The 14,190-nt window shown below is 67.7% G+C and carries 12 protein-coding genes; 10 read left to right on the top strand and 2 right to left on the bottom strand.

Features of this window, described 5'->3' with window-relative positions; translation table 11 throughout:
- The first annotated feature begins 46 nt into the window (after nt 1-46).
- From ABIR17_RS02435 to ABIR17_RS02420, 4 genes are read left to right on the top strand one after another with little or no spacing between them, the layout of a single operon-like run.
- Complete coding sequence (locus ABIR17_RS02435; protein ID WP_348002770.1) at nt 47-553, top strand: acyltransferase; 507 nt, start codon at nt 47-49, stop codon at nt 551-553.
- On the top strand, nt 550-1,686 hold the full coding sequence (locus ABIR17_RS02430) for a DegT/DnrJ/EryC1/StrS family aminotransferase (RefSeq protein WP_348002769.1): 1,137 nt from the start codon (nt 550-552) through the stop codon (nt 1,684-1,686). Before ABIR17_RS02435 ends, ABIR17_RS02430 begins: the two co-directional genes overlap by 4 nt.
- Before the next feature lie 11 nt (nt 1,687-1,697).
- Nucleotides 1,698-3,722: a glycosyltransferase gene (locus tag ABIR17_RS02425; RefSeq protein WP_348002768.1), complete on the top strand. Its 2,025-nt coding sequence runs from the start codon at nt 1,698-1,700 to the stop codon at nt 3,720-3,722.
- Entirely contained in the window at nt 3,719-4,876 is a 1,158-nt protein-coding gene (locus tag ABIR17_RS02420) for a glycosyltransferase (RefSeq protein ID WP_348002767.1), read from the top strand. The genes ABIR17_RS02425 and ABIR17_RS02420 overlap by 4 nt, the downstream gene beginning before the upstream one ends.
- Here the strand turns inward: ABIR17_RS02420 and ABIR17_RS02415 are convergent.
- Entirely contained in the window at nt 4,873-5,850 is a 978-nt protein-coding gene (locus tag ABIR17_RS02415; RefSeq protein ID WP_348002766.1) for a helix-turn-helix domain-containing protein, read from the bottom strand. The two genes, ABIR17_RS02420 and ABIR17_RS02415, sit on opposite strands and share 4 nt — an antisense overlap.
- A gap of 220 nt (nt 5,851-6,070) precedes the next feature.
- Here ABIR17_RS02415 and ABIR17_RS02410 point away from each other — a divergent pair, with 220 nt between their 5' ends.
- The 3 genes from ABIR17_RS02410 to ABIR17_RS02400 all read left to right on the top strand — a co-directional run bounded on the left by ABIR17_RS02410 (nt 6,071) and on the right by ABIR17_RS02400 (nt 11,025).
- Nucleotides 6,071-6,442, top strand: coding sequence for a WhiB family transcriptional regulator (locus ABIR17_RS02410; protein ID WP_348002765.1), 372 nt, complete (start codon nt 6,071-6,073; stop codon nt 6,440-6,442).
- Nucleotides 6,443-6,617: 175 nt separating this feature from the next.
- Nucleotides 6,618-9,371, top strand: coding sequence for a glycosyltransferase (locus ABIR17_RS02405; protein WP_348002764.1), 2,754 nt, complete (start codon nt 6,618-6,620; stop codon nt 9,369-9,371).
- Entirely contained in the window at nt 9,364-11,025 is a 1,662-nt protein-coding gene (locus tag ABIR17_RS02400; protein WP_348002763.1) for a DUF5719 family protein, read from the top strand. Before ABIR17_RS02405 ends, ABIR17_RS02400 begins: the two co-directional genes overlap by 8 nt.
- Here ABIR17_RS02400 and ABIR17_RS02395 read toward each other — a convergent pair.
- Nucleotides 11,022-11,543, bottom strand: a complete 522-nt coding sequence (locus tag ABIR17_RS02395) for a metallopeptidase family protein (protein WP_348002762.1) — start codon at nt 11,541-11,543, stop codon at nt 11,022-11,024. The two genes, ABIR17_RS02400 and ABIR17_RS02395, sit on opposite strands and share 4 nt — an antisense overlap.
- A gap of 114 nt (nt 11,544-11,657) precedes the next feature.
- On the opposite strand from ABIR17_RS02395, the gene ABIR17_RS02390 reads away from it, so the two are divergent.
- The 3 genes from ABIR17_RS02390 to mtrA all read left to right on the top strand — a co-directional run.
- On the top strand, nt 11,658-11,879 hold the full coding sequence (locus ABIR17_RS02390) for a DUF3499 family protein (RefSeq protein ID WP_348002761.1): 222 nt from the start codon (nt 11,658-11,660) through the stop codon (nt 11,877-11,879).
- 39 nt (nt 11,880-11,918) lie between these two features.
- Nucleotides 11,919-13,391, top strand: a complete 1,473-nt coding sequence (gene ahcY / locus ABIR17_RS02385; protein ID WP_348002760.1) for an adenosylhomocysteinase — start codon at nt 11,919-11,921, stop codon at nt 13,389-13,391.
- Between the two features lie 176 nt (nt 13,392-13,567).
- Nucleotides 13,568-14,190 (top strand): MtrAB system response regulator MtrA (gene mtrA, locus ABIR17_RS02380; protein WP_348002759.1); only part of this gene is annotated, 623 nt, incomplete at its 3' end.

Here is a 14,190-nt window from a genome sequence, read left to right as displayed (position 1 = left end):
GATCTCCGTAGGTGGACGACACACACCCGCTGCTCGGATTGGGACGATGCTGACGATCTACGAATCCGCCCGCATAGTGGGACGCGAGAACATCCGCTTCGGGGATCCGGTTCTCATCGACGACTTCGTGCTCATCATGGCCCGCGAGACGATCACCATCGGCAACTATGTCCACATCGCGTGCTTCTCGTCGATCACCGGCGGCCAGGAGGTCGTCATGGGTGACTTCACGGCGTTGTCGCAGGGAGCCCGCATCTTCACCGCCACCGACGACTTCACGGGTCACGGCTTCGGCAACACGACGATCGACGAGAAGTACCGCAACACGACGCGGCGGCCCGTGCATGTGGGCAGGTTCTGCATCATCGGCGCGAACTCAGTTGTGTTGCCTGGTGTGACGATCGGCGAGGGCGCGGTCGTGGGGGCCGGCAGCGTCGTCTCGCGCGACCTCGAGCCGTGGGGGGTGTACGTCGGTAACCGTCGGATCCGTGAGCGCGATCAGGCGGGCGTCGAGCAGAACCATCGCCGCTTCCTTGAGGATCGACTCGCGTGAACTCCCCCGAGCGATTTGCGGAGCCCCTCTATGTGAGCAAGCCTGCGCTGCCCCCACTGGCCGACTACGTCGCCCTGCTCGACGAGGTGTGGGCGAGCAGCACCCTCACTAACCTGGGACCGCTCCACCAGCGTCTCGAGGTCGCGGTGGGCGAGCGGATCGGCCGAGGCGCGACGAGCCTCTGGAGCAGCGGAACGGCAGCGCTCGTTGGAGCGATCCAGGCACTCCGATTCCAGGGCTCCGTCGTCGTCACCCCGTTCACGTTCCCCGCCACGGTGCACGCGCTCGCTGCACTGGGGATCGAGCCGGTCTTCGCCGACGTTGACCCGGAGACCTTGACCCTCGACCCAGCGAGTGTCGCGACCAGGATCCGCGCTGACACAACCGGGGTCGCAGCCACCCACGTGTATGGAGCGCTGTGCGACACCGACGGTCTCGCGGCGATCGCGTCCGACGCGAATCTGCGCGTGCTCTACGACGGCGCGCACTCGTTCTCCCGTCCCGGCGCGCTCTTCCCCGACCGCGACTCCGTGCTGGGCGACATCACGATCTTCAGCTTCCACGCCACGAAGCTCTTCCACACGGCCGAAGGCGGAGCGGCGACGACCGAGGACCCGGAACTCGATCGCCGACTGCGGCTCGCGCGCAACTTCGGGATCACCGCGGAGGATCGGGTCGAGGGCGTGGGGTTGAACGGCAAGATGTCGGAACTGCACGCGGCCATGGGTCTCTCGGTGCTCTCCCTTCTCGACGTGGAGTTGGAGCAACGGCGGGTCCTGGCAGCCGTGTATCTCGAGGGTCTGACGGACCTTCCCGGACTCTCTGTTGTGGCGGGTGCCGGCGAGAATCTCCCCTACTTTGTGGTTCGAATCGACCCGACCGAGTTCGGCTCGACGCGCGACGAGCTGCACGCGACGCTGCGCGCGATGAACGTGATGAGTCGCCGCTACTTTTTCCCGCTCTGCGCGGACCTCGACCCGTATCGGCACCTCCCCTCCGCTCGCGACCTCCCGGTGGCGAGGCGCGCTGCAGACGAGGTGCTCGCGCTGCCGTTCCACACGGGGATGAGTCCCGTGGACGCGGCGCGGGTCGCGTCGTTCGTGCGCTGGCATCGATCCGGGGGGCGCCCGTGAAGCGACCGCTGGTGAGCGTTTTGCTGGTCACCTACAACCACATCCGATTCATCGAACGAGCGATCGCCTCGATTGAGGCGCAGGTCGTCGACTTCGAGCTGGAGGTCGTCGTCGCCGACGACAACTCCGACGATGGAACGCGTGAGCGCCTGCTCGAATGGGCGGACTCGACGTCGCTCACGGTGCGCGTGCTTCCCGAGGAGGCTCGCCTCGGTATCACTCTCAACTATGCCCGCGGCTTCTCAAACGTCCGCGGAGAGTTCATCGCCGTCCTCGAAGGCGACGACGAATGGATCTGGACGGAAAAGCTCCAGATCCAGTCCGATCACCTCCGGTCGCGACCCGATCGAACGATGGTCGCCAACCGGGTGCTTCTCTACGACGATTCCACTGGTTCGTCGACCGTGGTTCCCGCGATCGGGTTCGAAGCCTTCTCGCTGACAGTCACCGCTCAGCGTCTGGCCGAGACGAACTGGTTCGCGACCTTCAGCGCGTGCATGTACCGCGCCGACGTCATCGAACGGATCGGCGCACGAGTCTTCGAGACCACGTCCTTCGATTGGATGATTAACCTCGCGGTCCTCGGATTCGGACCCGCAGGGTTCCTCCCGGAGGTGATGACGCTCTACCGCTTGCACGGTGGCGGCGAGTGGTCCCGGTCGTCCGAATACCAGCGCGACGTGCGCATCCGCGATCTTCTGCCCGAGTACATCGAACTCGCCCCACCCCAGGCCCGGCCCGAGCTCACCCGCACCCTCCACATGTTGGAGAGCAGGCTGCGCGTGTCCCCCGAGGCGAACGGTCTGGACCGCCCTGCACCGCCCGCGAGCGACGCGCCCGCCACCGCGATCCCGCGCGTCGGGGGGGAGCGCGCCCGCGTGTCGGTCCTCATGGCCACGTACAACCACGAGGCATGGATCGAGGAGGCGATCCAGAGCGTGTTGCAGCAGTCGATGGGCGACTTCGAGGTGATCGTGGTCGATGACGCGTCGCAGGACCGCTCCTCGGCTATCGCCGCCCGCTTCGCTGATCCGCGCATCCGGCACTATCGCCTGCCCACGAACCAGGGCGGGGCCGCAGCGCTCAACTTCGCGATTCAGCAAGCCCGCGGAGATTTCGTCGCGGTCATCAGCTCCGACGACGCCTGGGAGCCATCGAAGCTTGAACGTCAGCTTCGCGAGTTCGAGGAGTATCCGGCCTCCATTGCGGTGTTCACCGGGGCACGCTTCGTGGGCGAGGACGGCAAGCCGCTGACCGCCGCTCGCATCCCCCCCTGGCATGACATCTTCCGACAGCGCAACCGGAGTCAGGGTCAGTGGCTGCGCTACTTCTTCGAGAACGGCAACGCGCTCTGCCATCCGAGCGTGCTCATCCGGCGCGATTTCTATCTCACGCACGAGTTGTACGACAACCGTCTGCGTCAGATCCCCGATCTGCTCATGTGGATCGAAGTCGTGAAGGCAGGGCCGATCCGCGTGATCGGCGACGAGGATCTGGTGCGCTTTCGCGTACTCTCCGGCGAGAAAAACTTGAGCAGCACAAGTCGCGCGAACGTCGTGCGGGGGATGCACGAGCACCTCGCAGTCAACGAGCGGATGTTCGAGGGCATCACGGACGAACTCCTGCTCGACGGCTTCGGAGAGCTGCTGGTCGATCCTTCGTTCAGCTCGCCCGAGCAGCGCGAGGTCGAGATTGCACTGCTCTGGTGGAACCGGCACTGCGCGATGCGCGACATCAACCGCATCACCGCCCTGCGCTTACTTCGAGAACTTCTCGGCCGTGAAGACACCGCACTCATCCTGAGAACGCGATACGACTTCCGCGACCTCAACCTCCATGCTCTGGCCGGGGAGGATACGGTCGATCTGCGTGCGGGCCAGAACGCGATCGGCGCCCCGGTGTGGTGGGAGGGCGCACTCGCGGCTGCGCCCGCCGAGGAGATGGTACGGGCGGTCTGGTCTCGGATTCGTCGAGCTCGGTTCAGGACGGTCGTGCGCCGGGGCGTCCGGATGCTCCGCACCTGGGGACGGCCTTGACGGTAACGGCCCCGGTGGTCGTCGTCCTCGACGACTACTTTCCCCGGCTCGAGACCGGGTTCCGCATCGCCGAGTTCACTTGGCTTCTCGAGCACTCCGTCGTTGACCGGGTTGCGACGACGTGGCCGCTGGAGGTGCCGCTACCCCTCTACGCCGAACTGCATCCTGAGGTCGCCGATCGCGTCCTGCCCTACGACCCGGCGATCCTCGAAGATGCCGACTTGGCGGTGCTCGTCTTCCTCAACAACGCGATCCTCTTCCTCCCCGACCTCGAGGCTTCGGGCACCCCGTTCATCGTGACTCTCTACCCGGGCGGCGGCCTCGATCTCGGCGATGCGGTGGCCGAGCAGAAGCTGCAACGGCTGCTCGCGTCGCCGCTTCTGCGCGCGGTGGTGACGACGCAGCCGCGAGTGACCGAACACGTGCGGGCCCTCGCCCCGGAACTGATGATTGCGGAGATCATCGGCGTGGTCGTCAACCCGCTGTATCACTTCCCGGGCGCGGGTCGCCGTGAGAACTATTTCGGCTTCGGCAAGGATCAGCTGGATGTTGTGTTCACGGCCCACAAGTATCACCCGTCGGGACGCGACAAGGGCTACGACGTCTACCTCGATATGCTGCGGGAGCTCCGGGATGAGCTGCCGATCCGTGGACACGTGGTCGGGGGGTTCGAACCCGGCGACCTGCCAGACGACGACCTGCGCGACATCCTGAGTTTCCACGGCTCGCTGACGACGCTCGAATACCGGCGCACGATGCTCGAGATGGATGCCGTCGTCACTCCGGGTCGCCCGGGGATCACTGGGCCGTTCGTGTTCGACGGATTCCCGACGGGCTCGGCGATCGAAGCGGCGTTGTGCGGTGCGGCGATCGTTGCTACCGACGCTTTCGACCAGAACGTGGCCTTTCGCGATGGCCGTGACATCCTGATCGTCCCGCCCGAGCCAGGGGCGATTGCCGCGCGGCTGCGTGACACGATCTCGGCTCCGGGAGGCCTTCGGGTGTTGGCGCAAGCGGGCCTCGAGGTCGCGCGGGCTCAGTACAGCGTTGACACTCAGCTATGGGGTCGGCGGCGTCTCATCGAGCGAGTGCTGTCGGAGCTCGGTGCGGAGGCGCAAGTCGAGGCTTGGGCCGGGCTCGCGAGCAGCGGCTAACTCGCCACGCGTCCTTCGCCGTCCGCCCGGTACGAGAACGCGCGGCGATACGCCGTCGGGGTGGTCTGCAGCACTTTCAAGAAGTGATGCCGCATCACGGCCGCGGTGCCGAAACCCGCCAGACGCGATATTTCTTCGAGCCCCGAGTCGCTCTGCTCGAGCAACTGTTGCGCTCGCAGGATCCGCTGGCGATTGAGCCAGGCCGCCGGCGTCGTGCCGAGATCGGCGCGGAACCGCCGGGCGAAGGTGCGCGACGACATCAGCGCCTTGCGGGCAAGTTGGTCGACGGTCAGTTCCTCGCCCAGATGCGAGAGCATCCACTCGGTCACCTCCGCGAACGAGTCGGCGCGACGTTCCGGGATGGGGCTGACGATGTACTGCGACTGCCCGCCGTCGCGCTGCGGGGGCACGACCATGCGGCGCGCGACCACGTTGGCGGCGGCGGCTCCGTGTTCGACCCGCACGATGTGCAGTGCGGCATCGATGCCGGCGGCGGTGCCCGCGCTCGTGACGATGTGGCCGTCTTGCACGAACAGCACGTCGGGGTCGACCGCGATCTTCGGATACCGGCGGGCCAGTTTGTCGGCGTGCATCCAGTGGGTGGTCGCGCGGCGCCCGTCGAGGACGCCTGCCTGCGCGAGTGCGAATGCGCCGCTGCAGACGCTGAGCACCCACGCGCCGCGCGCAGCGGCATCCCGAATCACCGTGAGGTAGCGCTCGTCCACCGCCTCGGTGCCGATGAGGTGGGCGGGCACGGCAATGAGGTCGGCGTCGGCCGCGATCGAGAGGTCATTCGGGATGATCATCGGAAATCCGAGGCTGGTCGGCACCTGGCCGGGTACCGCTGTCGCGACGTGGAAATCAAATGCCGGGCCGCCTGCCGACGATCGGTCAATGCCGAAAACCTCGCACACGACGCCGAATTCGAACGGCGCGGTGCCCGGAAGCACGAGGCAGACGACTTTTTTCAGCACGGCATCCCTTTGGCAGGTGTTCATCGAACAACGCGATCTTGCCAAGTGTGGCTGGATTGCGCAACCCGGGCCGTTCCTGCCAGATTCGAGCCGAAATCCGCGCCTACCCCCCGTTGGGTCAAGCTCCGATCAAGACGGCGAGTCGCGCGGGAAGCTGCCGTGCCGACCCACTTATGATCTGCGACTTGACTTAGGGGGAATCACACGGGTGTAATTAGCCATGCGCGCAGCGGGGGTCACGAGTTCACCGAAGGTGTCGCCGGAGACGACGAGCACTCAGTACAAGCCGTCAGTGCCGGACGATTGGTTTGTCGATCCGGTCCGCCTGGGCATCCCGGGACTGCGCCCCGCTGTTCAGGAAGACGAGAACCAGCTCTCCTGGCAGACCGACGCACTCTGCGCCCAGACCGATCCCGAAGCCTTCTTCCCCGAAAAGGGCGGATCGACCCGCGACGCGAAGCGCATTTGCACGACCTGCGACGTTAAGGCTCAGTGCCTGGATTACGCCCTCCAGAACGACGAACGTTTCGGGATCTGGGGCGGTCTTTCCGAGCGCGAGCGTCGCCGCCTCCGGCGCGCGCGAACCGCATAGCGCGCGCTCCGCATGGAGCGAGGCGCTTTCGCGCCTCGCGGCGGCGCCAGCGCCGACGCCCGTCCCGGGCGTCGGATCACGTCGGGTACGCATCCCGCGGTTCGTCGGGTACGCATCCCGCGGTTCGGGAGTGTTCGCACCCCCCAGCGCGAATCCCACGCTTAGCCTCTAGAAGATGCCACGGGTCACCGCGATCCTCGTCACGCGCGATGGCGAGGCCCCTGCCGAAAGCGCGCTCGCGGCACAGACCCGACGCCCCGAGGATGTCATCGTCGTCACGGCGGGCACCCGCCTGGTTCGCTCGACCGCTGCCCTGCCCGCGGGAAGTGCGGACGACTGGCTATGGTTCCTCCCCGGTGATGCCGCCCCCGACCCTGAGGCTCTGGCTCGGCTGCTGCACGCGGTCGAGGTCGCCCCGTCGGTGGTGATCGCGGGGCCGAAACTCGTTGATCCAGAAGATCGTTCGCTGTTGCGCTCCTTCGGGGAGAGCGTGACGGGTTTTGGAGCCACCGTCGCGCTCGCGGACGACGAACTCGACCAGTCCCAGCACGACTCTCACGACGACGTGCTCGGCGTGGTGCTCGCCGGGATGCTCGTGCGTCGCCCCACCTGGGATGCGCTCGGCGGGCCCGATGAGGGTCTTCCGACGATCGACGCGGGTCTCGATCTGTCGATCCGTGCCCGCCTCGCCGGGTCTCGCGTCGTGCGCGTTCCGAGCGCGAGGGTCGCGATCTCGGGCGGGGCCGAAGACTTCGTTCGGCGTCGACCTCTCACTGCTTCCGGTCGCGAGCGGGCGCGACGCCATGCCCAGTTGCATCGTCGGCTCGTCTACGCACCGTCGATCGCCGTGCCTCTGCACTGGCTCTCTCTTCTGCCGCTTGCGGTGCTGCGGTCGCTGGGACTCTTGATCGGCAAGCGCCCCGGCACGATCCCTGCCCAGTTCGCCGCTACCTTCGCCGCGATCTTCGACGGGTCGGTGTTGCCGGCGCGCGCCGCCCTGCGCCGCACTCGCCGCGTCGGCTGGACCGCTCTCGCATCGCTGCGCATCCCGAATGACGTCGTTCGCGAGCGGCGGGCCACCGCGCGGGATCTGGCCCACGCGCGCTCGGGAGCACCGGATCTGGTGCGTGCCGGTTTCTTCCCCGGCGGGTTTGCTGTGACAGCGGTGGCTGCCGTTTTCGGTCTTGCGCTCTCCGTGCACCTGCTGGGCGCCCGCGCCCTGGCCGGCGGTGCCCTGCGGCCACTGTCGGCCACCCCTGGCGGGCTGTGGGCTCAGTTCGGCTGGGGGGATCGGGATGGGCTCGGGTTGACGGGTCCAGCGGATCCGTTCGGCGCGGTGGTGGCCACGCTCGGCACCCTGACGCCCTGGAATCCGTCGTTCTCGCTCGTCGTCCTGTGGCTGGTTGCCCCGCCGATCGCTGCTCTTGGAGCCTGGTGGTGTGCGACGCGGTTGAGTACCCGGGCGTGGCCGCCGGTATTGGCTGCTCTGCTCTGGGCGATCGCGCCACCGTTCCTCGCGGCACTCTCGGACGGCCGCCCCGCCGCGGTGATGGTGCACGTGCTGTTGCCCTGGCTGGTTCTCGCCGTGCTCGAAGCGCCGCGGTCCTGGAGCGCCGCCGGTGCTGCCGGCCTGCTGGGTGCGGCGGTGGCAGCTTGTTCCCCCGTGCTGTTGCCCGCACTTGCGGTTGCTGTTGTGGTGTGGTCGTTCGCGCATCCCCGGGCCATCCTGCGGGTGCTGTCGATTCTGTTGCCCGGCCTGGTGCTGGGGGCGCCTCTGTTTGCGGCTCAGTTCGCGCGCGGCACGCTGTTCGGGCTCCTGGCCGACCCCGGCCCCGTTGTCGCGTTCCCGGCGCCGTCGGGATGGCAGCTGCTGCTCGGCTTTCCGAGTGCTGACTCTGAGGGGTGGCATGCGGTTGTCCAGTCGATGGGACTTCCGGTCGCGCTCGGCACCTTCCTTCCGATCGGCGCTCTCGCCGTGTTGGCTGCCGTTGTGCTGCTGTCGACTTTCCTGCCGGGGTCGGCCCGCGCCATCCCTGCTACGGTGATCGGTTTGGCTGGTCTCGCGACGGCGGTGATTGCCGCGCATCTCGAACCGGCGACGTCGGGTGCATCAGCGGTGGGGATCTGGCCGGGCAGCGGCCTCAGCCTCTACTGGGCGGGGCTTGTGGGCGCCGCCGTGGTGGCGATGAACGCGCTCGGACGCGCATCCGCGGTAGTGGGATTGGTGGTGCTGGCCGGAGCCGCCGTGGTCGTTGGACCGATGGTTGCCGGCATTGTCACCGGCGGCGGGCAGGTCGTCGCGGGCGACGGGAGAACCCTTCCCGCGATTGTTGCGGCTGAAGCCGTCGCCGACCCACAACTGGGAACCCTGGTGTTGCGATCCCAAGACGACGGGTCGCTGGCCGCCTCGGTCGAGCGGGGCTCCGGCGACGGCCTGGAGGACTTCTCAACCCTCGCGCTCACTCGGCCGGCGGCAAGCGTCGAACAGTCGTCGCTCGCCGAGCTGGCCGGCAACCTGGCGTCGAGGGGGGGCTACAACCCCGCACCGGCGCTCGACCAGTTCGGGATCGAGTTCGTGGTCCTCGCCCCGCAGGTCGGAACGGATGTCGCGACGGCCGCCATCCGCGACCGCGTTGCCGAGGCGCTTGACGCGCAGTCTGCGCTCGAACCAGTCGGCGATACCGAGCGGGGATCACTGTGGCGTTATTCCGCACACCAACCGACCGGCGGTCTCGAGGGGCCGTCGGGGCCCGCCCTCGGCATCCTGGCGGGTCAGACCGCCGTGTTCGTCTTCACCCTCCTGCTCGCGCTTCCCACCGACCGTCGTCGCCGTCGAGTCGCCGGCGGAGCGCAGGCCGAGGACGACGCAGAGGACGCCTTCGGCTCGGATTCCTTCGAGACCGACGAGTTCGGAGACGATCGTGACTGAGCCGCTGTCGACTGAGCCGATGGGGACTGAGCCGATGGCCACGGAGCCGACGGGGACGGAGCCGCTGTCGAGCACCCCCCGCCCGCGCGCACGCCGCGGTCTCATGATCGGCGCACGCATCGTCACCGGCACCATTGCCTCCGGTGTCGCGTTGGTCGTGGTCGCGGCGGTCGGGCTGATCCCGCTGCCCACCGTCTCGGCCGCGCCGCGCACGGCCACCGTCCAGCCGGCTGCCGCCGACCAGGTTCGCGTCTGCCCGGGCGCGGCAGTGCGACTCGGCGACGAGACCGGGGGCCAAGCCGACTCGGCTTTCGCGATCGGCACGCCGAACGTCGACTCGACGGTTGTCGATGGCCAGCTCGAGGGCGCGTCCTTGGCTCACAGCGATGCGGGCTCGGGCGGCACCTCGTCTGCCCCCCAGGTGCTCCGAGTGGCCACGGCCGATGGCGCGCTTCTGGCCGGGGCGCAGAGTCAGGATGTCGACGCCCCTGACTTCCACGGGCTGACCTCGGCCTCCTGCGCGGAGCCGAGCGGATCGATTTGGCTCGTCGGCGGTGCTCTGACGGTGGGGCGAACCACGCTCCTCCTGTTGGCAAACCCGACCGACGTCGATTCCGAGGTGAGCCTCGAAATCTGGGGCGAGCAGGGCGCGGTCGCAGCTCCGGGGATGGCCGGTATCGCGGTCGCCGCCGGAACCCAGGTGGTTCTCTCGCTCGCGGGATTCGCCCCGGGACTTGCATCGCCCGTTGTTCACGTCACAGCTCGGGGTGGCCGCGTGGTCGCCGATCTGCAGCAGTCCGTCGTGCGCGGGCTTGATGCGGTGGGAGTCGACACGATTGGCGGTTCGGCAGATCCGTCGATGTCGGTCGTGGTTCCGGGTATCCGCATCCTCGATGCTGTGGGAACGGCGCGCGCCTCGGCGCTCGCCGACTGGCAGGACGTCATCGCCGCGGTGCGGATCGCAGCGCCCGGGGGAGTGGACGCGACCGTGACGGTGCGGGTAGTCCCCGAAAAGGCGGGCGACCTCGGAACGTCGTTCAACATTTCGGTGCCGGCGGGCACGGTTGTCGAGATGCCGCTGGACTCCGTCGCGGACTCCGAGACCGTTGATGGGTCGGGCGGCGGCGCGACCGGTTCGGGCGACTCGGCCGGCTCCGGTGACTCGGCAGGCGACGGATCTGAGGAACTTCGGCTGGGCGACGGCCGGTACACCGTTTTCGTCGACTCCGATCAGCCGGTGGTCGCCGCGGTTCGGGCAACGACCGCCGTCGACTCCGCGAGCGACTCCGGACCTCGCTCGACCGCTGCGCCACCGAGCGACCTCGCCTGGTTCAGCTCCGCGCCCGCGCTCGGCGACACCACCCTGATCGCGGTGCCGAATGCGCCCGAGCCGGTGATCTCGATCGTGAACCCAGGATCAGAGGATGTTCAAGCTCAGCTCACCTCACGCGCCGGCGGTTCGGTGCCGACCCAACTCCTGGTGCCTGCTGGCGGCACTGTTTCGATCGTGGTTGCGCCCGGCAGCAGCTATCTGCTCACCGGCGGTACCGGGCTCGGCGTCGCGGTGACGTCGGCGGCGCCGGGTGAACTCGCCGCGTTCGTGGTCAGTCCGCCGCGACCGGTCTCGGGACCGATCGTCATCCACACCGACTAGAAGTGCCGGTAGCGCTCGGGCGCGATGTCCCAGGGGTCTTTGCCGAGCAGCTCGGCAACGGCACGGAAGACGCAGCTCTCGGTCAAGGACCGGCGGTGCCACTCGTCGTCCTTGTGCAGGTGAGCAAGGCGTTCGATGGGGACCCGGTAGAGCACCACGATTCGTCGCGTCACATCCACGCGCCAGCGGTCAACACCCGCCTTGCCCGGTTCGCCGTTCGGCACCCCGGCCACCTCAAAGCGCACCTGAGCCATCTCATCCGGCCACAGCTCTTGGAGATACTCAACCGCGGAGGCGATGCAGGTGTCGAAGAAGTCCATGCGGGTGCGCAGCCGCGCCAAGCTCGGGCCGGTGACGGAAGATCGGATGCCGCGGCCGTGCCGATCACGCGAACCGGCACGGGAGATGGCTGTCTGCGAGGTGCCCGACTGCCCGGTGCCCGACTGCGAGGTGCCCGACTGCCCGGAGTTCGACTGCGCTGCTCCCGACTTTGCCGGGCGGCGTCCGATCCTAGCCACGTCAGAAGTTTAGCGGGGGTGGCGCACAGAGGGCGGGCCAGCAGAGGGCGGCGTGCCGAATCTCAGCTCCGTCCGGCGAGGTCTAACCTGACCACCAACGATGAAGGGGGCATGGTGAGAGGTCGACCGTGCAGCAAGGTGGCCTGCAGCGAAGACGCCGTTTCCACCCTGACCTACGACTATCAGGATGCGATGGCGGTGCTGGGACCCCTATCGATCCGCCGGGAGCCACACAGTTACGACCTGTGCCCCAAGCATTCGGAGCGACTGTCGGTCCCTCTGGGCTGGCAGGTCATTCGGCACGTGATCGTCGAAGAGCTGGCCCCCGGCGCCTAACGGCTCGCGAGCAGTCGTACCGGCTGGGATAATGGGCGCATGACTGCCATGACGACCGTGCTCCCGTTCAAGGTCGCTGACCTCTCTCTCGCCGAGGCCGGCCGACACCAGATTCGCCTTGCTGAGCACGAGATGCCGGGTCTGATGGCCCTCCGCAAGGAGTTTGGCCCGGCGCAGCCCCTCGCGGGAGCACGCATCATGGGGTCGCTGCACATGACGGTGCAGACGGCGGTTCTGATCGAGACCCTCGTCGCACTCGGCGCCGAGGTCCGTTGGGTCTCGTGCAACATCTTCTCCACCCAAGACGACGCGGCCGCGGCCGTTGCGGTCGGCCCGAACGGCACCGTTGACGCCCCCGCCGGCATCCCGGTCTTCGCCTGGAAGGGCGAAACCCTCGAAGAGTACTGGTGGTGCACCGAGCAGGCCTTCGACTGGTCGACGGCGGCTGGCTACGCGGAGGGCCACGACGGCCCGAACATGATCCTCGACGACGGTGGTGACGCCACCCTCCTCGTGCACAAGGGCCGCGAGTACGAGCTGGCCGGTGCTGTTCCCGAGACCCCGTCTGACGCCTCCTACGAGTGGTCGATCATCCTCGACACCCTTCGTGCATCGCTCGCCTCCGATCCGGGCCGTTGGCAGCGGGTCGCAGCAGGGCTGCTCGGCGTCACGGAAGAGACCACGACCGGCGTTCACCGCCTCTACGAGTTGCATGCCGCCGGCGCCTTGCTCGTTCCGGCGATCAACGTCAACGACTCGGTCACGAAGTCGAAGTTCGACAACAAATACGGCATCCGGCACTCGCTGCCCGACGGCATCAACCGCGCGACCGACGTGCTGATCGGCGGCAAGGTCGTCTTCGTCGCTGGCTACGGGGATGTCGGCAAGGGCGCCGCTGAGGCCATGCGCGGGCAGGGTGCTCGCGTGATCGTCAGCGAGATCGACCCGATCAATGCCCTGCAGGCGGCGATGGACGGCTATCAGGTCGCCAAGATCGAGAGCGTCTTGGGCGACGTCGACATCTTCGTCACCGGCACCGGAAACAAAGACGTCATCACGCTCGAGCACCTCACGGGCATGAAGCACCAGGCGATCGTCGCGAACGTTGGACACTTCGACAACGAGATCGACATGGCCGGCCTCGAGTCACTCGCCGGGGCCACAAAGGTGCAGATCAAGCCGCAAGTTGACGAGTGGCGCATGCCCTCGGGCCGCAGCATCCTGGTGCTGTCCGAAGGTCGCCTGATGAACCTCGGCAACGCGACCGGCCACCCGAGCTTCGTCATGTCGAACTCCTTCGCGAACCAGACGATCGCCCAGATCGAGCTGTTCTCGAAGAACGACGACTACGACAAGCAGGTCTACGTGCTGCCCAAGCACCTCGACGAGAAGGTCGCGCGTCTGCACCTCGACGCCCTCGGCGCCCAGCTCACCGAGCTGACCAAGGAGCAGGCCGCCTACATCGGGGTCGACGTGGCCGGTCCCTACAAGCCGGAGCTCTACCGCTACTGAGGCGACGCCTTCACTGGCGGTTCCGCCCGCCACGCACCACCTCGTATGCCGTCCGCTCACCATGAGCGGGCGGCATACGCCGTTGTGGGTCGCGTGGGCTTCCGGCGCCGCGTGCGTTCGGTGTGTGATGATTCGGGAGGGAATCTGTACTCACTGCTGGGAGAGGGCTGACGTAGGTGAACGGTCGCGTACTCATCGTCGATGACGATCTGGCGCTGGCGGAGATGCTTGGCATCGTCCTGCGCAACGAGGGGCTCGAGGTCTCGCACGTCGCCGACGGGGCCGGCGCCCTGGGTGCGTTCCGTGACAGCCGACCCGACCTGGTCCTCCTTGATGTCATGCTCCCCGGGCTGGACGGCATGGAGGTCTGCCGCCGGATCCGGGCCGAGTCCGGGGTCCCGATCGTCATGCTCACGGCACGCACCGACACGGTCGACGTCGTGGTGGGGCTCGAGTCGGGCGCCGACGACTACGTCGTCAAGCCGTTCAAGCCGCAGGAGCTCATCGCCCGCATCCGCGCAAGGCTTCGTCGCGGCGACGAGCCCGAGCCGGAGCGCCTGGAGATCGGTGACCTCGTCATCGACGTCGCCGGCCACTCGGTCAAGCGCGACAGCACTGCGCTGTCGCTGACGCCGCTCGAGTTCGACCTCCTGGTCGCGTTGGCCCGCAAGCCGTGGCAGGTGTTCACCCGTGAGGTCCTCCTCGAGCAGGTCTGGGGCTACCGCCACGCCGGCGACACGCGTCTCGTCAACGTCCACGTGCAGCGGCTGCGCTCCAAGATCGAGCACGACCCCGAGCA

The organism is Pseudolysinimonas sp. (assembly GCF_039912695.1).
Taxonomy (GTDB): Bacteria; Actinomycetota; Actinomycetes; order Actinomycetales; family Microbacteriaceae; genus Pseudolysinimonas_A.
The sequence above is the reverse complement of the archived record's forward strand: the minus strand, read 5'-3'. Positions and strand labels throughout refer to the sequence as shown.

Bases quoted from the DNA above. Each gene is read 5' to 3' on its own strand.
- ABIR17_RS02435 (WP_348002770.1), top strand. From the start codon at position 47: ATGCTGACGATCTACGAATCCGCCCGCATAGTGGGACGCGAGAACATC.
- ABIR17_RS02410 (WP_348002765.1), top strand. From the start codon at position 6,071: ATGCGCGCAGCGGGGGTCACGAGTTCACCGAAGGTGTCGCCGGAGACG.
- ABIR17_RS02405 (WP_348002764.1), top strand. From the start codon at position 6,618: ATGCCACGGGTCACCGCGATCCTCGTCACGCGCGATGGCGAGGCCCCT.
- ahcY (WP_348002760.1), top strand. From the start codon at position 11,919: ATGACTGCCATGACGACCGTGCTCCCGTTCAAGGTCGCTGACCTCTCT.